This is a genomic window from Paenibacillus marinisediminis (assembly GCF_054343325.1).
On record NZ_JBTGUH010000019.1, the window covers coordinates 38,849 to 61,348 of the forward strand.

The 22,500-nt window shown below is 48.4% G+C and carries 24 protein-coding genes and 1 rRNA gene; 18 read left to right on the forward strand and 7 right to left on the reverse strand.

What is annotated here, in order from left to right; all coding sequences use genetic code 11:
• Positions 1 to 87: 87 nt before the first annotated feature.
• Both ACXX53_RS22495 and ACXX53_RS22500 read left to right on the forward strand, forming a co-directional pair.
• Positions 88 to 654, forward strand: coding sequence for a thioredoxin family protein (locus tag ACXX53_RS22495; RefSeq protein ID WP_458570935.1), 567 nt, complete (start codon positions 88 to 90; stop codon positions 652 to 654).
• 39 nt (positions 655 to 693) lie between these two features.
• Positions 694 to 1,317, forward strand: a complete 624-nt coding sequence (locus ACXX53_RS22500; RefSeq protein ID WP_458570936.1) for an MBL fold metallo-hydrolase — start codon at positions 694 to 696, stop codon at positions 1,315 to 1,317.
• 821 nt (positions 1,318 to 2,138) lie between these two features.
• Here the strand turns inward: ACXX53_RS22500 and ACXX53_RS22505 are convergent.
• Genes ACXX53_RS22505 through ACXX53_RS22525 form a run of 5 tightly spaced genes read right to left on the reverse strand, consistent with a single transcriptional unit; the run spans position 2,139 to position 6,618 of the window.
• Positions 2,139 to 2,870 (reverse strand): ABC transporter permease, encoded by a 732-nt coding sequence (locus tag ACXX53_RS22505; RefSeq protein ID WP_458570937.1) that lies wholly within the window; start codon positions 2,868 to 2,870, stop codon positions 2,139 to 2,141.
• A gap of 1 nt (position 2,871) precedes the next feature.
• On the reverse strand, positions 2,872 to 3,588 hold the full coding sequence (locus ACXX53_RS22510; protein ID WP_458570938.1) for an ABC transporter permease: 717 nt from the start codon (positions 3,586 to 3,588) through the stop codon (positions 2,872 to 2,874).
• Positions 3,588 to 4,499 carry an ABC transporter ATP-binding protein gene (locus ACXX53_RS22515; protein WP_458570939.1) on the reverse strand — a complete coding sequence of 304 codons (912 nt, stop codon included), beginning with the start codon at positions 4,497 to 4,499 and terminating at the stop codon, positions 3,588 to 3,590. Before ACXX53_RS22515 ends, ACXX53_RS22510 begins: the two co-directional genes overlap by 1 nt.
• A 59-nt stretch (positions 4,500 to 4,558) precedes the next feature.
• Positions 4,559 to 5,947 carry a HAMP domain-containing sensor histidine kinase gene (locus ACXX53_RS22520; protein WP_458570940.1) on the reverse strand — a complete coding sequence of 463 codons (1,389 nt, stop codon included), beginning with the start codon at positions 5,945 to 5,947 and terminating at the stop codon, positions 4,559 to 4,561.
• On the reverse strand, positions 5,944 to 6,618 hold the full coding sequence (locus tag ACXX53_RS22525) for a response regulator transcription factor (protein WP_458570941.1): 675 nt from the start codon (positions 6,616 to 6,618) through the stop codon (positions 5,944 to 5,946). Before ACXX53_RS22525 ends, ACXX53_RS22520 begins: the two co-directional genes overlap by 4 nt.
• A gap of 333 nt (positions 6,619 to 6,951) precedes the next feature.
• Between ACXX53_RS22525 and ACXX53_RS22530 the strand changes: the two genes are divergently transcribed.
• The 4 genes from ACXX53_RS22530 (at position 6,952) to ACXX53_RS22545 (ending at position 10,045) form a co-directional block, all read left to right on the forward strand.
• Positions 6,952 to 8,169: a M24 family metallopeptidase gene (locus tag ACXX53_RS22530; protein ID WP_458570942.1), complete on the forward strand. Its 1,218-nt coding sequence runs from the start codon at positions 6,952 to 6,954 to the stop codon at positions 8,167 to 8,169.
• A 103-nt stretch (positions 8,170 to 8,272) separates the two neighbouring features.
• Positions 8,273 to 8,653: an ATPase gene (locus ACXX53_RS22535; protein WP_458570943.1), complete on the forward strand. Its 381-nt coding sequence runs from the start codon at positions 8,273 to 8,275 to the stop codon at positions 8,651 to 8,653.
• 172 nt (positions 8,654 to 8,825) lie between these two features.
• Entirely contained in the window at positions 8,826 to 9,599 is a 774-nt protein-coding gene (locus ACXX53_RS22540; protein WP_458570944.1) for a threonine/serine exporter family protein, read from the forward strand.
• Positions 9,575 to 10,045: a threonine/serine exporter family protein gene (locus ACXX53_RS22545; protein ID WP_458570945.1), complete on the forward strand. Its 471-nt coding sequence runs from the start codon at positions 9,575 to 9,577 to the stop codon at positions 10,043 to 10,045. The genes ACXX53_RS22540 and ACXX53_RS22545 overlap by 25 nt, the downstream gene beginning before the upstream one ends.
• 75 nt (positions 10,046 to 10,120) lie before the next feature.
• Here ACXX53_RS22545 and ACXX53_RS22550 read toward each other — a convergent pair whose 3' ends face one another.
• The gene (locus ACXX53_RS22550) at positions 10,121 to 10,360 is read right to left on the reverse strand and encodes a DUF3949 domain-containing protein (protein WP_458570946.1); all 240 of its coding nucleotides are present in this window, start codon (positions 10,358 to 10,360) and stop codon (positions 10,121 to 10,123) included.
• A 189-nt stretch (positions 10,361 to 10,549) separates the two neighbouring features.
• Between ACXX53_RS22550 and gatC the strand changes: the two genes are divergently transcribed.
• The 10 genes from gatC (at position 10,550) to ACXX53_RS22600 (ending at position 20,351) form a co-directional block, all read left to right on the forward strand.
• Positions 10,550 to 10,837, forward strand: coding sequence for an Asp-tRNA(Asn)/Glu-tRNA(Gln) amidotransferase subunit GatC (gene gatC / locus ACXX53_RS22555; RefSeq protein WP_458570947.1), 288 nt, complete (start codon positions 10,550 to 10,552; stop codon positions 10,835 to 10,837).
• Between the two features lie 21 nt (positions 10,838 to 10,858).
• Positions 10,859 to 12,316 (forward strand): Asp-tRNA(Asn)/Glu-tRNA(Gln) amidotransferase subunit GatA, encoded by a 1,458-nt coding sequence (gene gatA, locus ACXX53_RS22560; protein WP_458570948.1) that lies wholly within the window; start codon positions 10,859 to 10,861, stop codon positions 12,314 to 12,316.
• Positions 12,317 to 12,334: 18 nt separating this feature from the next.
• Positions 12,335 to 13,777: an Asp-tRNA(Asn)/Glu-tRNA(Gln) amidotransferase subunit GatB gene (gatB, locus tag ACXX53_RS22565; protein ID WP_458570949.1), complete on the forward strand. Its 1,443-nt coding sequence runs from the start codon at positions 12,335 to 12,337 to the stop codon at positions 13,775 to 13,777.
• Positions 13,778 to 13,955: 178 nt separating this feature from the next.
• Complete coding sequence (locus tag ACXX53_RS22570) at positions 13,956 to 14,432, forward strand: GNAT family N-acetyltransferase (RefSeq protein WP_458570950.1); 477 nt, start codon at positions 13,956 to 13,958, stop codon at positions 14,430 to 14,432.
• 57 nt (positions 14,433 to 14,489) lie between these two features.
• A complete protein-coding gene (locus ACXX53_RS22575; protein ID WP_458570951.1) occupies positions 14,490 to 15,212 on the forward strand; it encodes an MgtC/SapB family protein in 723 nt (240 codons plus the stop codon).
• Between the two features lie 143 nt (positions 15,213 to 15,355).
• Positions 15,356 to 15,964, forward strand: a complete 609-nt coding sequence (locus ACXX53_RS22580; RefSeq protein ID WP_458570952.1) for an RNA polymerase sigma factor — start codon at positions 15,356 to 15,358, stop codon at positions 15,962 to 15,964.
• Positions 15,965 to 16,057: 93 nt separating this feature from the next.
• Positions 16,058 to 16,696 (forward strand): hypothetical protein, encoded by a 639-nt coding sequence (locus ACXX53_RS22585; RefSeq protein WP_458570953.1) that lies wholly within the window; start codon positions 16,058 to 16,060, stop codon positions 16,694 to 16,696.
• A gap of 23 nt (positions 16,697 to 16,719) precedes the next feature.
• A complete protein-coding gene (locus tag ACXX53_RS22590; protein WP_458570954.1) occupies positions 16,720 to 17,904 on the forward strand; it encodes a DUF4097 family beta strand repeat-containing protein in 1,185 nt (394 codons plus the stop codon).
• A gap of 151 nt (positions 17,905 to 18,055) precedes the next feature.
• The gene (gene perR, locus ACXX53_RS22595; RefSeq protein WP_458570955.1) at positions 18,056 to 18,478 is read left to right on the forward strand and encodes a peroxide-responsive transcriptional repressor PerR; all 423 of its coding nucleotides are present in this window, start codon (positions 18,056 to 18,058) and stop codon (positions 18,476 to 18,478) included.
• A 136-nt stretch (positions 18,479 to 18,614) separates the two neighbouring features.
• A complete protein-coding gene (locus ACXX53_RS22600; RefSeq protein WP_458570956.1) occupies positions 18,615 to 20,351 on the forward strand; it encodes a glycosyl hydrolase family 18 protein in 1,737 nt (578 codons plus the stop codon).
• Between the two features lie 65 nt (positions 20,352 to 20,416).
• On the opposite strand, the gene ACXX53_RS22605 is transcribed toward ACXX53_RS22600, so the two are convergent.
• On the reverse strand, positions 20,417 to 20,872 hold the full coding sequence (locus tag ACXX53_RS22605; protein WP_458570957.1) for a YgzB family protein: 456 nt from the start codon (positions 20,870 to 20,872) through the stop codon (positions 20,417 to 20,419).
• A 123-nt stretch (positions 20,873 to 20,995) separates the two neighbouring features.
• Here ACXX53_RS22605 and ACXX53_RS22610 point away from each other — a divergent pair, with 123 nt between their 5' ends.
• Together ACXX53_RS22610 and ACXX53_RS22615 are read left to right on the forward strand one after the other, a co-directional pair.
• Entirely contained in the window at positions 20,996 to 21,916 is a 921-nt protein-coding gene (locus ACXX53_RS22610) for a hypothetical protein (protein WP_458570958.1), read from the forward strand.
• A 377-nt stretch (positions 21,917 to 22,293) separates the two neighbouring features.
• Positions 22,294 to 22,500, forward strand: a 16S ribosomal RNA gene (locus tag ACXX53_RS22615); the annotation flags it as partial.

Consider the following 22,500-nt stretch of genomic DNA (forward strand, 5'->3'; position numbering starts at 1 on the left):
GCATCTTCTACTTATTGTGCAGGCGGCACCCATTTGGGTCGGTGTCATTCATATGACTATTTATGAATTGAAAGTGAGGCGTGTATAATGAGTAAATCATTAGCGAATGTCATGGGGCAGGGAATTAGCCCGCAAGCATTTACGGATGGGATGACGAAAAACAAAGATGCTTTCCAAGACTGGTACGACCGTTTTCAATGGTCAAGCGAGGAAGAACGGGAGTTCTTTGAATCCTTGCAGTATCGTGACGATCTGCGCTGCATGATCTTGGCGGCTGACTGGTGCGGGGATGTCGTTCGCAATGTGCCAGTGGTGTTTCAGGCGATGAAGACGGCGGGCATACCGACAGAAGTGCTCATTATGGAACAGTTTCTTGAGGTAATGGATCAATTTCTGACGATGGGTGGGAGATCCGTTCCAGTTGTGCTCATTACGGACACAGGTGGACATGTGTTAGGTCAATGGGGTCCTCGTCCAAGTGATGTGCAGGCTCACATGATCAAGTTCAAGCAGGAGAACACCGATCGCGAAGCTGAGGATTACCAGTCGAACTTAAAGGCTGCTTATGTGAAAATAATGGAGTCTTACGGTGAAGGCACGGGTTATCAGGCGCGCATCACACGTGAATTGCGAGACATTCTGTCGTCAATTTAATGACTAATTATTATGGGATAAAGGCGGTGTCAGTCACCTATGTATCGTATATCAAGTTACCCGCTGGGAGCTCTGGAAACAAACGCATATGTGCTTGAAAATGAAGAAACGAAAGAAGCAATCGTCATTGATCCGGGCTCAGAGCCAGAGGAACTGCTGTTTGGATTAGGAGATTTGAAGGTCCAGGCTGTGCTGTTGACGCACGCTCACTTTGACCATATCGGCGGACTGCAGGAAGTGCGGGATCGCTATAAGTGCCCGGTCTATATGCACCGCAATGAGGAGCAATGGCTTGTAAAGCCAGAGCTGAATGGATCATTGATGTGGCCGCAGGTGACGCGTCCGATCTCGACTCAGCCTGCGGAGCATTTTATTAGACAAGGGGATAAGCTGGAGTTAATCGGCTTGACCTTTGATGTGCTGCATACGCCTGGTCATTCGCCGGGAAGCGTAAGCTACTTAATCGATGATCATCTGTTCTCTGGCGATGTGCTGTTCAAGAACTCGGTAGGTCGTACCGATCTCCGCGGCGGCAGTCATCCAGAGCTGATGGACTCGATTCATAAGAAGCTGCTGCCATTGGGAGACGAAGTGAACGTCTATCCAGGTCACGGCCCAGCAACCACGATCGGCCAGGAGCGAAAATACAACCGCATGATCTAACGCACAGCTGCCGGAGCGCATACGCGGCGGCGTTGAACAAGCCCGAGACGTAAAAAATCTACGTCTCAGGCCCAAAATCGCGCCTATCAGAGGCTAAGACGTCGAAAACCGACGTCTCAGCCACCCGAGCGCCCTCGTAGCGGCGCGAACGAAGTCTGAGACGTCGAAAATCTACGTCTCAGCCTCTCGAGCGCCCTCGTGGCGGCGCGAACCAAGCCCGAGACGAAAAAATCTACGTCTCAGGCCCAAAATCGCGCCTATCAGAGGCTAAGACGTCGAAAACCGACGTCTCAGCCACCCGAGCGCCCTCGTAGCGGCGCGAACCAAGCCCGAGACGTCGAAAATCTACGTCTCAGGCCCAAAATCGCGCCTATCAGAGGCTAAGACGTCGAAAACCGACGTCTCAGCCACCCGAGCGCCCTCGTAGCGGCGCGAACGAAGCCCGAGACGTCGAAAATCTACGTCTCAGGCCCAAAATCGCGCCTTTCAGAGGCTAAGACGTCGAAAACCGACGTCTCAGCCACCCGAGCGCCCTCGTAGCGGCGCGAACCAAGCCCGAGACGTAAAAATCTACGTCTCAGGCCCAAAATCGCGCCTTTCAGCGGCTAAGACGTCGAAAACCGACGTCTTAGCCTCTCGAGCGCCCTCGCGGCGGCGCGAACGAAGCCTGAGACGTCGAAAATCTACGTCTCAGGCTCAAAATCGCGCCTTTCAGAGGCTAAGACGTCGAAAACCGACGTCTCAGCCTCCCGCGCTCCGCACCAAATTAAAACAGGGTCCGTACCGTCAACATATCTTAGACGGTACGGACCCTTTCTATCTCAGCGTATATCCTTCTTGTTGAAGTACACTAGGCCAAGCACGAAAAATACGATAAAGCTGGTGCCTGAAACCATAAGCAGCATGTCCAGCGGGATATTCAAGCCGAATTCGTTGATATCTCGCGGCAGCATGGCTAGAGCAGGCTGGCTCCATGGATAGTACGGAGCATACTTGGATTGAATGACAAGCAGGTTGGGCAGCGTCAAGATAACATTGATCGTCATCGGCGCTGCGAAGTTCGCCCACACGGTTGAGACGAACAACTGGAGCATAGCGAGCGATAATGTTGTCACATACCCTCCCAATACACTTCTCAGAAGCAGATCCCATGGCGTTCCAGGAAACCCTTTATACCAGCCAACACCGAGCACCGCCGCAAGAAATAGCAGCTGTATCACAAGCAGCAATCCTGCAACAAGGAGCAGCTTCACCACATAAACATGCGTTCGAGAGACGGGTAAAGCCAGCGTCTGTTTCCAGCCTCCGTTCGCATGCTCATAACGGCATAGTGACGATGCGATAATACCCGATAACAGCGGCAGGAACAGGATAGAGTGGGCAGCCGCCATCATCGAGAGCATCATGCCCCAAGCATGTGGATTATTAGTTTCCACCGGGAACATGTATCCAATGACTAAAGCAAGCAGCGGGCTGACAAGAAGCAGTGACATTAGTCGATTTCTCTTAAGCTTGATAAGCTCGGAACGCATGACACGGATCAATCTAGTCATCTTAAGCCACATCCTTTCGTACAAAATGGACGAGGCTCATACACGCGATGACAAGTCCGGTAATCATCCCTGCGGCTACCGATACTCCGGCTCCGCCCATTTCCGCAGGCAGCATCGGCCACTTAAGAGGCACCCAATTCGGCAATTGCATAGCATATAGGCTCATAACGGTGAGCAGTATTCCCAGTGTGAGCGCTGTCGCTTGATTCTTCATCACCAAGGATACCCAGAGCTGAACAGCGATGATCGGCATCGCGGCTAGCCACGGCAGGTAACAAAGTACGAATAGATCTGCCCACGGAATCTCTCCCGCTCGAAATCCGAGCAAGGTGCCGAGAAGCAGAGTCCCAGCAGTTAGCAGTGTACATGCTAGAAACAGCAGGATCTGAATCCAGATGAACTTTGATAGAAATACGGTTGTTCGCCGTACAGGCAGTGACAGCAGCTGCTTCCAGGACTGCTCCCGATGCTCGATGCTGCATAGAATGCTCGCGACTAATGTAATGCCGAGCAGCAGAGCAGGCAGAGCCAAATAGCTGACATCCAGCAGCAGCGTTCCCCATAGGTCATCTTTGTACTTATTTATTAAATAATCATAACGACGGCCCCAGTTGACTGCTTGCAGGCCGATTACGCCGCATGGTCCAAGAAAAACGAGGGCAAAGATCCACGTTCTTCGCAGCTTCAGCCTGTCCGAGGATAGCATTCGCAGCAGCATCATACGCTCACCCCGCCGGTAAACTGCAGGAAGATATCTTCAAGCGATTGATGCTTATCGGTAATCCGATAGATACTCTGTCCGTCCTGGGAGAGCATATGAACGATGGCAGCTACTTGCTCGTTCGAGAGAGCGTCGACGAACACGGAGTCGTTGCCCAGCTCACCCTTATGCCCCATCTTCTCCAGCGTACGGATCGCCTGCAGCGGCTCAGACAGATGGAATTGAATCTGATGCGAAGCCTGATTCTTCAAGGTAGCAAGTGAATCTTGGAATACAAGCTTGCCTTGATTAATGATGCCGACGTGTGAAGCCATCTGTTCCACTTCGCTCAAGAGATGGCTGGACAGCAGCACCGTCATCCCATACTCCTTCGGCAAGCTCTTGATCAACTCACGTATTTCAAGAATACCTGCCGGATCCAGACCGTTAGTCGGTTCATCGAGAATCAACAGCTCGGGAGAGCCCAGCAGCGTTGCAGCGATTCCAAGACGCTGCTTCATCCCTAGAGAATAGCCTTTGACTTGACGTTTAGCGTCTGCGGTCAGCCTAACGATAGATAGAACCTCATCGATACGGCTTCGCGGCACGTTCAGAATACGTCGTATGGCTTCTAGATTCTCAATCGCATTCAGATGACCATAATATGAAGGATACTCTACGAGTGCGCCTACTTTACCAAGTATGGAAAGCCGTTCACGCCGCAGATCCTTCCCGAATATGTGAATACGCCCCTGTGTTGGTCGAATTAAGCCCAGCAGCATCCGTATCGTAGTCGTCTTGCCGGCTCCATTTGGACCGAGAAAGCCATAGATATCTCCTTGCTTTACTTCAAGCTTTAAGGAATCAACTGCTAATCTGTTGCCATATGCCTTTGTTAAGCCTTCTGTTTGTACAATAGTTTGACTCACTATCTATCACCTCTGCCTTTACGATACTGAAGCAAGGTTAAGGTGAGGGGGTATCAAGTTTAATTTTGGTTTAAATTTGACCGTATCTGGATCAAGGTTCCCTTATCATCACTATTGATGGTCAGCGTCATGTGCATTTCCTCCAGCATCATGCGAACGATCGTCAAGCCGATGCCTGTGCCATGAGTCGCTGACGATCCTTCGAGACCAGGTCCGCGATCCATAATCTCAAGCAGGAAGGCGTGTTCTTTAGCTCGCAATGATATGCCGATATATTGACCGCTGCCTGCATGTCGGACCACGTTGTGAATGAGGTTGTCCAGCACGCGCTTCATCCATTGCGGGTCAAGCGTCCAATTAACGGCATGCCCCGGCAAACTAATATCAGGCGAGATCCCTTCTTTTTCCCATACAGGGTACCAGGTTGCCGCGCTTTGACGGACTAGCCGCGTCAGATCAACCTGCTGAGGCGAATGCTCGTACCGCTTGGCGGATAGAAGGGTGTAGGACAACAGATTGTCGACAAGCTGACCTAGATCCTCGATCTTGTGATCTATAAGTTTAAGTGATACCGCTCCTTGGACGGAAAGATTCTCATGATGCAAGGAATGAGTATGTGCTCTGATCGTTGTCAGCGGAGTCCGAATATCGTGCGACAGATTAGCGATCAGATTTTTGCGCAGCATCTCTTCTTCCTGTTCTCGCACACGACCCGCTTTCAACTGCTGGACCATCTGATTGAATGCATGCTCCACTCGGCCGATCTCATCCTCGCGCTGTACTATCGTAGGCTGCGGCAAACCGTCCGCGGAGGTTGCTGTCATCGCCCGCTCAAGTTGAACCAGCCGTTTGCGAATTTTTAGGAAGAACAAGAGCGACAGCAGCACAAATCCGACACATATCGTGATTTGCAGGGTGACCGCGGCTCTGTAATCGAACTTAGGCACCCCGTCTACTACTTTCATCAGCTCGCGCGGCACTTGAATGACCATGAAGCCCTGCTCCTGATCCTGACCGATAAAGGCAACGACCGTGAACGGATCGCCGCCATAACTGCTCTTCATAAAGGCAATTGTGTCTGAAACGTCCCATGTCTTGTGAAGAGAAGGCTGTTCGGGCAACATGAGCTGAGTCCTTCCAGTATGGTCCACCCAGAATAGACTGGCTTGATCATATTCGCGATGCAGCGAACGCAGCGCGGCGTCTATTTGCTCGGGCTTGGCGCCATCCAGTTTCTTCGCTTCCGCATGCCAACGAGCTTCGATATCAGCCCCAACTGTGTAGGGATTATGCTCTCTTTCCGCTTCAACACCAAGACTGTAAGGGATCATCATAAGCACTGATATCATAGGGTAAATGATAATCCATAGTACGAGTGCGATGAACACAATGAGAACATAACGAATAAGCAGTGACTGACGCCAACGGATACGCAGCTCCTGCCTCATCGCTTCACCCGATATCCGATGCCGCGAATGGTCTCAATCAACTCGGGCTGACTTGGATCTCGCTCCAACTTTTCACGCAAATGTCTAATATGTACCATTAAGGTCTTGTCTCCCTCGATATAAGGATCTCCCCATACGCTCTCGTAGATCTGTTCCTTCGTCAGAATCTGATTGGCATTGCGAAATAAGTACATAAAGATATGAAACTGCTTGCCGGTAAGGGATATTTCTTCGCTCGTTTGGTGATCAATGATTCGATTTTGCTGCGGATATATAGATAAATGCTTAAGTTCAATATGTTCAGGATCATTTCGCATATAGCGTCGAAGCTGTACTTCGATGCGTGCGGCCAGCTCATCAGGATGAAACGGCTTCGTCACGTAATCATCAGCAAACTGTAAGCCTTGAAGCTTATCATCAATAGCTGTTCGAGCAGACAACATTAACACAGGGAGCTCTGAATGTTCCTTCTTTAGCCGCCGCGCGAGCGAGAATCCATCCAGCCCAGGCAGCATCACATCTAAAATGATCAGATCAGCTTCAGCAGCCTCTTCGATAAGCCTCTCTCCCGAAGTCAGCCACTCAACCGTGTATTGCTTATCGATTAAGAAGTTATGAAGCCAACTTCCGATTTCGCGGTCGTCCTCTACTAGCACAATTCGTTGTTTCAATCTTCTCGCTCCTATCTTTGGTAGCTAATCGTATTTATTATATCAGACGTCTATGATCTCAGAAGTGCCCTTCATGACATCTCGGAGTTAACATTCAGGTAATAGGCTGATCGATGGCGCTAATTCAAGGTTCGTGCTATCATTAACATATACATCAATGCTTATCATTAAGCGGTCGTTCGGCGTTTCCGCGTACGTTTCATATACATGTTGATGAATACTAGGATATTAGGCTGTTCCTGCTTACTGCAGGACAGCCTTTTCACACATAACGAAGGCAATTGCTGCGTCCTCTCGGCAGAGGGGATCATCATTTAAGGAGATGGAACTGACATGAGTACAGGACATAACCGCAATGAAATAGAGACAAGAGAGCATCTCGAGCGAATGAATCGATTACAATCAAGAATGCAGAAAGTCGGCGTGGATCTGTTCTTTGTGACGCATAATGTGGATATTTATTATTTAACAGGTTCGATGCAAACAGGATATGTCGTTGTCCCTCGTGAAGGGGATCCCGTGTACTTTGTGAAACGAAGCCTGCAGCGTGCGCAGGCAGAATCGACGGTGAAGGTGGAACCGCTCGGCTCTTTCCGAGAGTTCGGTGAAACGGTGCGAGCTCATTTTGCGAAGCTTTATGAGCGTGATGAGAAGCTCACCGCAGTAACCGAGTACGATGTTCTGCCCGTGCAGCAGTTTGAGCGGCTGCAGGCAGTGCTGCCCGCAATGACTTGGCAGGATGGCTCGGCAATGCTTCGCGAGCTTCGCATGGTGAAGTCGCCGTTTGAAGTAAGCCGTATTCGCATGGCAGCCGTTGCCGCGCATCGCGTGCTGGAGCAAGCCGCCCAGTATGTGCGTGAGGGTATGATGGAGCTTGAGCTGATCGCTCACATTGAGCACATGTTTCGCATGCAGGGGCATATCGGGATGATGCGCATGCGCGGTTATAACCAAGAGATTATTACCGGTATGGTAGCATCAGGCGAAGCGGCAGCAGAGCCTACTTATTTTGACGGTCCTGCTGGAGGACGCGGATTAACGCCTGCCAGCCCGCAGGGATCCAGCCGCAAGGTGATGAAGCGGAATGAACCAATTCTCGTGGATATCGGCTGCTGCATTGACGGGTATGTTATCGACCAGACGCGCACGCTTGTAATTGGCCGGTTGGAAGAGGAGTTGCAGATTGCCTATGATGCGGCTGAAGCCATTATTCGCGCTGCCGAGCAGAAGCTGAAGCCGGGAACGATCTGTGAGACGCTTTATACCGATGCGCTGGCAATGGCGGATTCCCTTGGTTTGGCCGATCATTTTATGGGCTATGGAGAAGATCAAGTGAAGTTTCTAGGTCACGGCATCGGTATGGAGATCGATGAATGGCCGGTATTGGCAAGAGGCTTTAAGCAGCAGCTTCAACCAGGCATGATTGTTGCCGTGGAGCCGAAGTTTACGTTCCCTGGACGCGGTGTTGTCGGAATCGAGAATACGTACCTTATTACGGAATCCGGCTTCATCAATTTGACAACAGCCCCTGAAGGTGTCATACATTGTTAAATTTAAATGTAAGTATGGAGTACTAATCGTTTACAGGGCCAGCGTTTTCTAGTACGATAGTGTTTACCTAAACTATAACTATAGCGATTGGGAGGTTAGGACAATGCCACAGTTGGGAGATAAGATCGTCATTGTCGCCGACCGTTTCGAACAGCAATTGCCTATCGGGGATTATGGCTATATCATTGCATATGACCGCAATGCGGATAACGCATTTGACTTTGTTATTCGTATACCGAGTGCTGGCCGCAATTTCTTCGTACCTGCATCTGATATAGAGAGCGAAGAGCTGTTGCTTCAGCAGGAGGCGGAACGCGTGGAACGAGAAGCGCTCATCGATTATGCGCTCGCCACTCACAATGAGAAGTTATTTCGACGCTTGATGAGTGGAGATGAGCCGTTGGAGGAAACGGATGAGACAGCTCCGGAAACTCTATCAGCGGAGGATTTTATTAAACAAGTGAATTTACGTGCGTGGATATAAAGCGGCAGGTATTAAAGTAGGAATGGACGTGTAAGGAAGATTTATACTGCGATTGCAGTGACCTTGCACGTCCTTCTTTTATTTCATATTAGAATGTATGGAGATTTAGTCAATCGGTTCATCCTATACATGTGGAGCTCTACATCATCTTTGCTCAAAGGAGAGAGTGGACGTGGACTTGAATCGCGTCGTATACGTGGCGACGTATGCGGGCAAGATTCTGCTGGAAAGCGGAGGAGAAACGTACCGAGTCGAAGATACGATCGGGCGAATATGCCAAGCATATGGATTTGAAGAAGTAGAAAGCTTCGTCGTGCCTACTGCGATCATCACATCAGCTGTTCGCGATGATTTTAGCGCGGAATCCGTCATTAAGCGGGTAACAAACCGCAGCTTTAATCTACAGAAGATTGTTCGTGTCAACGAGCTCTCTCGCAAATTGTATTCAGAGCATATCACGGTAGAAGAGCTGTACACGCGGCTGCAGGAGATCGATAGGGACAAGCCTTATCCTCTCTGGTTATCGAGCTTGTTCTACGCACTTATTGCGGCGGGATATGCCGTTTTCTTCGGAGAAGGGGTCTTGAACATCCTGAATGCGTTCATTAGTGCGGTGATCATGAGGCTGGTCATGTACATATTTGAACGGGGCAAGTATAATGTCGTATTTGTTCATGTTATCGGCGGAGCTGTAGCTGCGTTGTCCACTCTACTGCTTGCGTCCAGCGGTCTAGGGCCGCATTCGCACACGGTATTGATCTCGGTATTGATGAACTTGTTCCCAGGACTCATATTAGCGAATGCCTCGCGTGATATTATGGCCGGAGATATTATGTCTGGGATATCGCGGACGGCAGAAGCACTCCTGATTGCGATCGCAATCGCGGTTGGTTCAGGAACTGTAATCGCGCTTAGTATGAATTGGGCGGGAGGCGGGCTGCTATAATAACGAAAGTACTTTCATCCTTCGTCATCAGTATGTGTTTTGGCGGGGTATTCCAGCTTCGCTTAAAGGGAATGCTCTTGTCTGGCTTAGCTGGCGCGCTTAGCTGGTTAACTTTCGATGTAGCTAAACTACTGCAAGGCAGTGAGTTCGTGGCCTACTTTATAGCATCCTGTGTGTTGAACATATTTGCTGAAGGAACAGCGCGCAAAGCGAAGATGCCGGCGATCTGCTTTATCGTTCCTGGCCTTGTCCCCCTCGTACCTGGGGCAGCGCTCTATTCTACCATGTATGACTTTGTGTTGGGCAACCCGGAAGGGGCATGGAGTAACGCGATATATGCCTTCTCTACAGCTATCAGTATCGCACTTGGCTTCATTCTGACGTTAGGTCTGGCTCGCATAAGGCTGCCGATTCGCATTGTTCCTAAGAGATTTCCTAAGAAATAACGATGCTGTAAACTACAAACGCAACGAACGCAGCACCAGCGAAACAGGTTCATGCCTGCTCCTGGTGTTTTTCTTTTACTGCTTTCCCTGAGTTAACCGAATAATCCAGCTGGCGATCAGATTGGCGGGTTTAAAGAACGAATTGCTCGAGATCGAATCATGTGCCATCTGTTCAGGCACGGACGATTGGTCATAGCACTCATTTTGCCGGGCCTGCTGCTGCTTCCTTAATTCTATGAGGTAAGAGTATTGGATCGGAACCATGATAACGAGATAAATGAACACAACAGTAAATGCTATGGCCAATAGAGACATACGAGTTCATCCTTTCTGTGAGAGTGTACAAATGTCAATTCGGACATATCTTTACTCCTTAATACGATGCTCTGCAGGGAACGTTTCCACAAGCAACACGATTCAATCGCGCCGTTGAGATGATTTTTGTTCTGGGCTATAATAAAGGGATACATTTTGTCGATTGGAGCAAGGAGGTTCCCTATAACGATGAGCATCAGCCTGGATAATGTTGAACATGTAGCTAAACTAGCGCGTCTTCAACTAAGTGAACAAGAGAAAGAACAATTTTTAGGTCAGCTAAACGCCATCCTTGAATATGCAGACAAATTAAATGAATTGAATACAGATGACGTGCCCCCGACATCGCATGTTCTGCCTATTCGCAATGTAATGCGAGATGATACGGTGCAAGAGTCTCTAGCAATTGAGCAAGTCATGGCCAATGCTCCAGAAGAAGAAGACGGCCATTTCCGTGTGCCAGCCGTATTGGAATAGAAGAGAAGGAGGCTGTCTGAATTGACACCGATGCAATTATCGCTAGCTGAACTGAAACAGCAACTGCAATCGCATTCACTCTCTGCGTTGGAGCTGGTGAATGCGTCCTATACACGTATTGCCGAGACTGAATCGAAGGTCCAAGCGTTCTTAACATTGGATGAGGAACGTGCCCGCCAAGCGGCTCGCGCGACGGATGAGCTATTGGCTAAGGGAGAAGCTTCCGGCATTCTGGCTGGTATTCCTGTTGGAGTGAAGGACAACATCGTAACGGAAGGTCTGCGCACGACTTGCGCGAGCAAGTTCTTAGCGAACTTTTTACCGATATACGATGCGACGGTTTCTCGCAAATTGAAGCGAGCCGGCGCGATCACGGTCGGCAAATTAAACATGGATGAGTTCGCAATGGGCGGCTCCAATGAGAACTCCGCTTATCAGGTGACACGCAATCCTTGGGATCTGGAGCGCGTACCGGGTGGATCAAGCGGCGGTTCGGCTGCTGCTGTAGCAGCAGGTCAAGTGCCGTTCGCGCTTGGATCTGACACTGGCGGATCGATTCGCCAGCCAGCCTCTTACTGCGGCATAGTTGGATTGAAGCCTACATACGGCCTTGTTTCACGTTACGGCCTAGTAGCGTTTGCTTCTTCCCTTGACCAGATTGGGCCGCTTACCCGTACAGTCGAGGATTCCGCGCTCGCGCTGCAAGCGATCGCTGGCTACGACGCAATGGACAGCACATCCGCACAGGTGGATGTCCCGAATTACAGTGAAGCTTTAACCGGTGATATCAAAGGCCTCCGCATTGGTGTGCCTAAGGAATACATGGGTGAAGGCGTAGACCCTAAAGTCAAGGAAGCGATCCTTGAAGCTCTGAGAGTGTATGAATCTCAAGGCGCGACGTGGGAAGAGGTATCCATGCCGCATACGGAGTACGCCGTAGCAGCTTATTATCTCCTCGCCTCCTCGGAAGCGAGCTCTAACCTAGCGCGCTTTGACGGCGTTCGCTATGGCGTTCGTACTGCTGACCCTGATAACCTGCTTGATCTCTACATTCGCTCACGCAGCGAAGGCTTCGGTCAAGAAGTGAAGCGTCGCATTATGCTCGGCACCTATGCGCTTAGCTCCGGTTACTATGATGCGTTCTATCTGAAAGCACAGAAGGTTCGTACCTTGATTAAACGCGACTTCGATGAAGCGTTCCAGAAGTACGATCTGTTGATGGCGCCAACAGCGCCGACGACGGCCTTCAAGATCGGAGAACAAGTAGATAATCCGCTCCAAATGTACATGAACGATATTCTGACGATTCCGGTCAGTTTAGCAGGCGTTCCTGCAATCAGTGTGCCTTGCGGCTTCGCGGATGGGCTGCCGGTCGGCTTGCAAATTATCGGCAAGCCGTTCGATGAGTCGACGGTACTCCGGGCGGCGCACGTCTATGAACAGAACACTGAACATCATAAGCTGCGCCCGCAGTTGTAAGAGGAGGGGAACCTAGACATGTCGCATGCAAAATATGAAACGGTCATCGGCTTGGAAGTCCATGTGGAATTACACACGAAATCCAAGATCTTCTGCGGTTGCTCCACCGCATTCGGTGCGCCGGCGAACTCGCAAACCTGCCCGATCTGCCTTGGTCATCCAGGTGTACTTCCCGTATTGAACCGCCAAGCGGTTGAATATGCGATGAAGGCGGCAATGGCACTGAATTGCGAGATTGGATCCGTGAGCAAATTTGACCGCAAGAACTATTTCTACCCTGATTCGCCGGATGCCTATCAGATCTCGCAATACGATCAACCGATCGGACAGAACGGCTGGATCGATATTGAAGTGAACGGCGAAACGAAGCGTATTCGCATCAACCGCCTTCATCTAGAGGAAGATGCGGGCAAGTTAACACATATCGATGGCGGCCTCGGGTCCTTAGTAGACTTGAACCGTTGTGGAATGCCGCTTGTCGAGATCGTCTCGGAAGCGGATATGCGCTCTCCTGAAGAAGCGAAAGCGTACCTGGAGAAGCTGAAAGCCATTATGCAATACTGTGAAGTATCCGATGTGAAGATGGAGGAAGGCTCGCTTCGCTGTGATGCCAACATCAGTATTCGTCCGTATGGGCAGAAGGAATTCGGAACAAGAGCGGAATTGAAGAACATGAACTCTTTCCGCGGTGTCCAGCGCGGCTTGGAATATGAAGAAGAGCGTCAAGCGGACATCCTGGAAGATGGCGGCGAAGTCGTTCAAGAGACGCGGAGATGGGATGACGCCCAAGGGCGCACGATTACGATGCGCGGCAAGGAAGAAGCGCACGATTATCGTTATTTCCCAGATCCAGACCTTGTGCCGCTGCATATCGATGACGCTTGGAAAGAGCGCGTACGCGCTTCTATTCCAGAGCTTCCGGATGCGCGCAAGGCGCGTTATACATCGGAGTATGGCCTGCCGAGCTATGATGCGGAAGTGATCACTTCTTCCAAGAAGCTGGCAGATCTATTCGAAGAGAGCTTAGCGCATACTTCAGATGCTAAAGCTGTTGCCAACTGGGTGATGGGCGACCTGCTCGGCTACTTGAATCAGAATGGCAAAGAAATAGAGGATGTTGCGCTTACGGGTCACGGCTTGGGTGAGATGATCGGCTTGATCGAGAAGGGCACGATCAGCAATAAGATTGCCAAGACGGTGTTCAAGGCGATGATCGAGAGCGGAAAGTCCCCGCAAGCGATCGTTGAAGAGCAAGGTCTTGTACAGATTAGCGACGAAGGCGCAATTCGCTCGATCGTAGAGAAGATCGTTGCCGCGAACCCTCAGTCGGTGGAGGATTATCGCGCAGGCAAAGAGAAAGCTATCGGCTTCCTGGTTGGACAGGTTATGCGCGAGACGAAGGGGAAAGCGAACCCTACACTCGTCAATGAGCTTCTCATAGAAGTATTGAAACAAGCTTAATAATCATGAACGGAGTTAACGTCGAAGAACAGACCAGATGATGGTTCCGAGACCTAGCTCCGTTTTTTACTATGGATAATCGCTGTTGCTCTCTGTGGATTGAATCTACTACTGAATTATTATATTTACACGCATTAGGACTAAGACGATAGGCAAGTTCAAGCGAGAGGTGAATACAATGATTGAACAGCTATGTATACAGGATGAAGAAATCGCGCGGAGCGTATGGCAGATCCAGCAGACAGCATACCGAGCGGAAGCGGAATTGATGCAGTTTTATGACATCCCCCCACTATTGGAGACGATAGAACAGCTAAGAGAGAGTACGGAGACCTTCTACGGCTGGTATAATTCTTCCAAGGAATTGGTTGGGGTTGTAGCTGTGGAAATGGAAGCGCCGCGAGAATTGCGCATATGCCGCTTAATGGTTAGGCAGGATCATTACAGACAGGGGATTGCGCGCTCATTGATGAAGAGTGTATTGAACGAGTCGGGTATTGACCGATTCATCATAAGCACAGGCGAGCGCAACGAGCCTGCGCTTAAGCTGTATCTAAGCTTGGGCTTTCAGACGCTGCATGATGTAGAAATAGCGCCAGGGGTATATTTGCGCACGCTGGACATGAAGTGCAACAGAGAGGATGCTAGCGAATAATGATTAACAATTCATAGTTGGAGGTTTCTATCTATAGGGGGAGGTTCCGGAAGTGCTATGGTTTCAGAGGCTGCAGTAAATCCATGGGTTATTGACAACGTTACGCTTACGCTTAGACTTTTATTAGCTATGCTGCTGGGAGGTCTTGTTGGCTTGGAGCGGGAACAGGCGAATCATCCCGCGGGTCTCCGTACGCATATTCTGGTTTGCCTGGGATCAGCCTTAATTATGCTGCTATCCATATACGGCTTTTCTCAATTCGTATCCGAAGGCAACGTACGAGTAGATCCAGCGCGACTTGCTACCGCGGTCATTACAGGTATCGGCTTTCTGGGTGCGGGAACTATCATTTTCACAGGTAAATCGATCGCCGGCTTGACTACCGCAGCTTCATTATGGGTAGTTGCTGCCATCGGGCTCGCAGTGGGTGCAGGATTCTATTATGCTGCTATTATTACGACTATTTTAGTGCTTGTTAACTTGTTTGTGTTCAGTAAGCTGGAGAAGCGTTACTTCAACGGGAAGAAGCTGAAGATGTTAACGCTGGAAACGGACGACTCCTCTAACGTTATTCAGAACATCAATACCTGCATGCAACTAAATGGGATAGCCGTCAAGAAGATGACGATGTTCCACAAGATCGTTGAACATGACTATGGTGATGCGCATTCGATCAGAGAAGTCAAGATGACGTTAATTTTGCCGAAGAGCATGGAAGTGTTTACATTAGTAGATGAGTTGGAACGATTGAAGGGAATCAGCATGGTCATAGTAGAATAAAGTCCAGCTGCACCTAGACTAAAGTCTGTGAAACCTTCCTAGACTCAGGAAGGTTTCTTTGCATCTTCTTTCCGCCGTACAATAAGACTATCCAATAGGAAAGCACGGATTAGACACCATAGATAGGTCATGGAAAGGATGCAATGAATGTGAAACACAATAGTGTATATATAAGTTCTCGGAAAACGGATCAAAGCTTGGTAATCGAATTTCAACAAGGAAATGAAGATGCTTTTCACGAATTGGTGGAAAGACACCGACATTTTGTGTTAACTTGTATTTGTCGTTCTGTGACAGATAAGTATCTGGCGGAAGATATTGCACAGGATGTGTGGTTGAAAGTATATCGTTCCTTGCATACGTATCGCGGAGAAGCTAAGTTTACAACTTGGCTGTACCGATTGACTCGGAATCAACTCATTGACTCTATTCGAAAATGGAAGCCTAATCTCCAAGTTGATCTGAGCAACCGCGATGTAACGGACTTTATGCCTGAGACAAGTGTTTCTCACTGGTGCGATCTGCCTGAAGAATGCGCGATTCAGCATGAACAATGCCAGCAAGTGCAGGATACGTTGAATCAATTACCGCTCAAATATCGTTCGATTATGGTGCTGTACCATATGCGAGAGCGCTCGTACGCAGAGATCGCGGAGCAAATGGCTATGCCGGTTCGGACAGTTGAAACTCGTTTATATCGTGCGAAATCGTTGTTTAAGCGAGCATGGATGCAGACTGCGGATCTGAGCTGAGTCGGAGTGGTTGTTAGGCATATGGGCAGGAACACTTGACGCAGCAATATTTTGAGCGAAACTATATTATTTGTGGAGGAGGGGCGAGCACAAATGAACGATTATCGATCATTCTCTAGTTCAGACGATAAGAACGATCCATTTATGAATGAACGTCTTAGAGAATTGGAGCGCATGCAGCGTGATTCACGACGCAATCCGAACTGGCAAGGTGACCCGAATGCGCCGTATTATCATGTTCAAGAACCGCCTTTTATGAATCAGAAGCCTCCGCGCAAGAGCAAGTTCGTTGCGGTTATGCTGTCAGCGCTATTTCCAGGCCTCGGTCATTTTTATCTTGGATTAATGCAGCGCGGGCTGTTGATGATGATGCTCTTAGCGCTGGATATCGTTGCAATTGTTTATTTCACTTCCAATATGGGGGCTAATGTACCTTTGATCGTCCTGCTCTCCTTATTGATGCCGGTCATTTATTTCTTCAACTTATTCGATACGATGCAGCATACGGATAAAGTGAACACGCAGACGCTGTATGGAACGACAGGCACAGTTAGACAAGGACCATGGCTCGGTATACTCCTTGTCCTGATCGGTATTATGCTGCTCTTGTTTGCTTTTGATCCGAGTTGGCTGCGCTGGTTGTTTAATGATGCAGGCTCATTTCTAGGAGCGCTGCTGCTAATCATCGGCGGGCTGTTCGTTCTCTTTAAAGAGTCGCGCAAGAAACCTTGATCAATAAGAAGGGACGTGTGCCTATGATAAAAGTAGGGCGTATCACTGCGGCGTTGCTTCTCGTAAGTGTAGGTGTGCTATTGCTGCTTGATCAGTTTCTGCACACGAATTATATAACCCTTCTATTGTCTTGGTGGCCTCTTGTTCTCATCAGCTGGGGACTGGAGGTCATTTGGTTTAGCTTGATCAAGTCGGGACGCAAATGGAAGCTTGATGTAATCGGTATGTTTGCGGCTGTGTTTATCTCAGCATTCGTATTTACAGCAGCACAACCTAATATGTTTATTGACTGGCTGCGTAGTGTTCAGTTTGATTTCTCGATGATGAAACAGATGGTTCTGCTGGATGGAGTCCAGTATGAACGTCCTCTTGTAACGGAGCAGATGACCTCGGATATATCGGCTTTGAACATAAGTCATTCTCAAGGAGATATATATGTAAAGAGCGGCAATGTGCAGCAATTGGAGCTTACTAGCCTTGTCACGGTGTATGATAAGTCCAAGGATAGTGGTCAACAGTTAGCAGATCAGATTGAGCTTCGCGTAGTTAAGAATGCCGAGTCAAATCAGTGGACAGTGAAAGCTGAAGGACTTGATCGACTGCTTAAGCAGAATGAGAAGATAAGAGTTGATATTCAAGTTATAGTGCCTGCTCACTTATCTGTTCCGATCGACATTAAGGTGAGTGATGGTGATATCAACATCCAGGAGCTGCACGGCGACGTTAAGGCGCAGACCTCAAAAGGCGACATCAAAGGAACTGATGTCAAAGGCTCAACGAAGCTCGAAACATATGATGGAGATATCGAGATGAAGCGAGTTCAAGGAAACGGCGTATTCACAACGTCAAATGGAGACATCTCAGCTTCTGAGATCACTGGTTTAGTACAAATGTCGACGAAGAGCGGCGATCTGACACTCCATGAAGCTAATAGCGAAGTAACTATGGAGTCGTTAAATGGAGACATTGATTGTGATTCAACGATTATGGCAGGCAACTGGAACGTATCAGCCTTGGCGGGTGATGTTGCCATCCAGCTTCCAGATGACATCAATGCACGTGTTCACGCTCGCAATTCCTTCGGGGAAATCACCAGTACATTCCCATTAGAGATAGGCGAATACACTATGAACGGCGTACTCGGCACTGGTCTTTATGAATTGAATGTTGATGCTAATGGGGATATAACATTCCATTCTCGTTCCTGATGAGTTAAAAATACAATTATTGAAGTTTACATTGACAAAATTTAAAAGACAGACGTACAATGGACGTAAAGGAATTATTTCCTGAGAATTGTTATAATGTAATGACGTTACCCGACGTTAAGAAATAATATTGATAAAGGTGGTGGTCAGGATGACGACTCGGGTACAACATGCATTGGAACATCTGAAGATGTCCGGCGTACGTATCACACCGCAGCGTCATGCTATATTAGCATACCTGATGGAATCCATGACCCATCCGACTGCAGATGAGATATATCGAGCATTGGAGCCTAAGTTTCCAAGCATGAGTGTTGCTACTGTGTACAACAACCTGAAGATGTTTATCGAAGCAGGTTTAGTTCATGAGTTGACATACGGAGACAGTTCCAGCCGTTTTGATGCGAATGTGTCGGATCATTACCATGCGATATGTGAAAAGTGCGGGAAGATTGCAGACTTCTCAATGCCTGCATTAGGCGAAATCGAGCAGAAGGCAGCTGAACGTACAGGTTACCATATTCACGGTCATCGAATGGAAGTCTATGGAGTATGTCAGGAGTGTGCTAAATAAGACAGCATGCAGGTCATTCATTAATGAAACTGGACGCGCAGCGGTGAGCTGCGCGTTTTTTCATGTAATTCGCTTGGTATGTATGGATACTATCAATAAACGATAATAGATAGAACCTGACAATAAGGAGGATGACATGAAGCACGGGAGAGATAAGAAACGCAGATCGAAGTCGAATAAAGGTTTGAAGCGTTCACGGAAACGCGGCTACCTGCTTATTCTTCTTGGGGTATGCCTGCTAACGGTTGCGGCTTGGCAAGGATGGAAAGAGTGGATGCCTAACTTCGAGTATGCGGCACCAGATACTTCGGTCAAACAACCGATTTCTTGGAATGGTGAAATGACCACATATAGCGCGGCTGGAAGCGGCAGATCACTGTTAATACCATTATCCGCACTACAAGAGCGAATTATGCCGCAAGCTATATATGAATCAGAATCCAATTTAGTTATATTGACAGATGATACTCATGTCGCGACTGTGCCGCTGAACAGTTCCGAAGGGACACTTGATGGGAAAGTGAAAGATTGGAAGCTGCCAGCTCAGAATGTGAATGGCGATATTTATGTGCCGAGTGTTGTGCTGGAGGAGCTTGGCGTCGTTAAGACAATCGAATACCCAGCAAGCGGAGTCGTTCAGCTAGTGCTTCCGGGAGAAGAATTGCAGTACGGACAGATTGTGTCATCTGTTAAAGCAGATAAACAGTACGCAATGAGGCAAGAGCCCAATAAGAAGTCGCCTATTGTGAAGGAGATTGCAGCAGGTACGAAAGTGACGCTGTGGGGAGAACAAGACGGATGGTATCGAATCCAGGAAGACGAAGGGTTGATTGGCTATATTCCTTCATCTGAGATCGAGGTAACTACAACCTGGAAAATGCCGCAAGCTGAGAAGCTGGAGAAGCCTGCATTTGTCCAAGAGAATACACCTGTAACTCTAGCGTGGGAAGCTGTATATAGTAAGAATCCGAACACAGAGGATCTTCCGGATATGCCTGGAGTAAACGTCATTAGCCCTACTTGGTTTAGTCTAGCAGATGATGAAGGCAATGTTAGTTCCAAAGTTGACGAGAAGCTGGTGAAATGGGCGCATGCGCAGGATAAGTTTGTATGGGGGCTATACAGCAATAGCTTTGAACCTGAGCGAACGACAGCGGCTTTATCAACATATGAACGACGCAGCAAGACGATTAATCAGTTGCTTCAGTATATGGAGCAGTACAATCTCGACGGAATTAATATCGATTATGAAAATGTAAACGTTGAGGACAGAGACAAGCTTACACAGTTTGTGCGTGAGTTGACGCCGCAGTTCCATCGCAATGGACTTGTCGTCTCGATTGATGTCACTGCCAAATCCAGCAGCGGAAAATGGTCCATGTTCCTGGATCGCGAAGCGCTTGGCCGTTCCGTCGATTATATGATGGTTATGGCTTATGATGAGCATTGGGCAACAAGTCCTGAGGCAGGTTCTGTTTCCTCGCTGCCGTGGGCTGAGCAGGCTGTTAGACGAATAATGGAAGAAGATGATGTGCCTGCGAACAAGCTGGTGCTTGGGATGCCGCTCTATACTCGTATCTGGACCGAAACGGTGGAAAATGGAGAAACAAAAGTAAGCTCCAAAACTATCGGCATGGAGTCGATGAAAAAGTGGATTGCTGAAAATAATGTCGAGCCAGTTATGTCGGAAGAAACAGGACAGCATTATGCTGAGGTTTCTAAAGATGGACAGAAGCAGCGGGTTTGGATCGAGGATACAACATCAATTAATTCTCGTATTCAGATGGCTCAGGACATGAAGTTGGGTGGAGTTGCCGTATGGGCGCGTTCCTTCGGCGATGAAGAATTGTGGAAGATGCTGAAATATGAATAACAGATAAAATAATCCCTCCAAACTGCCTTATATGGCGGCTGGAGGGATTTTTTTTGTTGCGGGCATTATGCTTTTGTATCAGATGACGGTTTTGAATGGACGGCTTGAACGGCGGGCTTATTAGGGATCAGGTTACCGTCGCTGTCGAAGTTTGGATTCTCGTTAGCTTGATTAGGGTCAAGCGTCAACACGGTACGACAAAACATGCAGCGGTCTGTTCTGCCCAGGATCTTCGTCTGGCGACCGCATTCCGGACATTGGAGCATGAGTGCGCTTGTCGAGAGCATACCCGCCCAGAAGTAGATGCCGACGCTGCCGAGAAGAACGATCATGCCAATGGCCATGAAGATAGCTGCTATTGGCCGAGCTGATATCCCCCACATGACAATTCCCGATGTTCCTAGAATCATTAAACCCATGCCTGCCATGGTAAGAACAAGTCCCCACAAGCGAAACTCGTTAATTTTGCTTGATCTAAAGATGCGATGCAGGCGGACTGCTGGCTCCGATTGTTTGCTCATCATTAGTTTCTCCTATCTAGTATGTAATGTTTATCGAAATAGAAGGAAAGAAACGATCTATGTAGAATTATAAACTATGAGTAGATGTAAAAGAAAGCCAAAAAGCGTGGGGTAATCGTGAAAATGGGAAATACAGGGCCGGAATTGCTGTTTAAGCAGTTAACTGATGATGTATTGATCACAGGTATAGTTTCAGTGGCTCGAGAATCAGTGGATATGAACTTGAGGCCGTTTATTGATTGGCATCTTTATCTTATCGTTCTTACAGATGACATCGAAGCAGAGGGTAAAGGCAGCGTTCCGATGATTATTGAGAATGATAAGGAGATGCGCATTGTCATCGATCGCGTTCCGATTCGCGAGCTTTTGGAGGTGACTGGTGTGGAATACTACGACATTAAACGCTTAATTTCATTAGGAAAAATTGAGTTCGACCGAGATGGAAGACTGTTTCATTTGAAACAGACACTTTCTGAGAACAGTGAGACGCAGGTTGAACAGCTGCTATTCCGATCATTTGCTGCATATATTGATGCTTATATGAGAGCGAAGCAAAGCCTGATGGATGGACAGGAACTAGATGCCTATCAATATGTCACGGCTGCTCTCACAGAGTGGGCGCGTGTATCGGTGCTGGAGAGCGGTGGATTCGGGCATGACTTGATATGGCACCAAGTCAGATTTGCTAATCCAGGCGTTTATAAGCTGTATGAAGAGCTTATAAACAGCCGCGAGACCATATCGCAACGGGTAGAGCTTGCGCTTCTCGCATGTGAGTTCTCTATGACGAATAAGCTGAATTCCAGATTGGCTCCGCTGATTCGTGTGCTTCGTGAATCCAAGGATGGATTTACGATGCATGAGCTTCAGCGCCATGAGGAGCTGCATGCAGTCGCGACTCACTTGCCGATGGTTATGGAGAAGCTGCTTCTAAGAGGGTTTGTCCAGAGCTCCTTCACGCTGCCGGAACCGCCATGGGACGCAGTTGGATTAGTTCCAGTGTATCGATGGAATGACGAACGAGAGGTTGCTCTCGAAAGATAGATAAGAGGAATAAGTAATAGAAGCCGTATCGGTTAGGATACGGTTTTATTTTTTGAAATTAAGTGTTGACTTAAGTGCAGAGCATATGATAAATTAGAGTTCGCCCTTCAGAAAGGGCAAATGATTGAGACAGAGCAAGCGGTCGTTCACATACATGATTCGACAAAAGAAGATAAAAACTTCGAAAAAAAAGCTTGACTCAAAACGATCGAATATGATATATTATAAAAGTCGCCGCTGAACGAAACGGCGCAAGAAAGCGAAGATAACTTAAGGGTTGTCGAGCTACAATTGTTCTTTGAAAACTGAACAACGAGCGAATGTTAGATATAAACGAGTTAAACTCGTCAGCAATACAAATGAGCAAGTCAAACACTTTTATGGAGAGTTTGATCCTGGCTCAGGACGAACGCTGGCGGCGTGCCTAATACATGCAAGTCGAGCGAACTTGATGAGGTGCTTGCACCTCTGATGGTTAGCGGCGGACGGGTGAGTAATACGTAGGTAACCTGCCTGTAAGACTGGGATAACCCACGGAAACGTGAGCTAATACCGGATAGGCGAGACTCCCGCATGGGGGATTC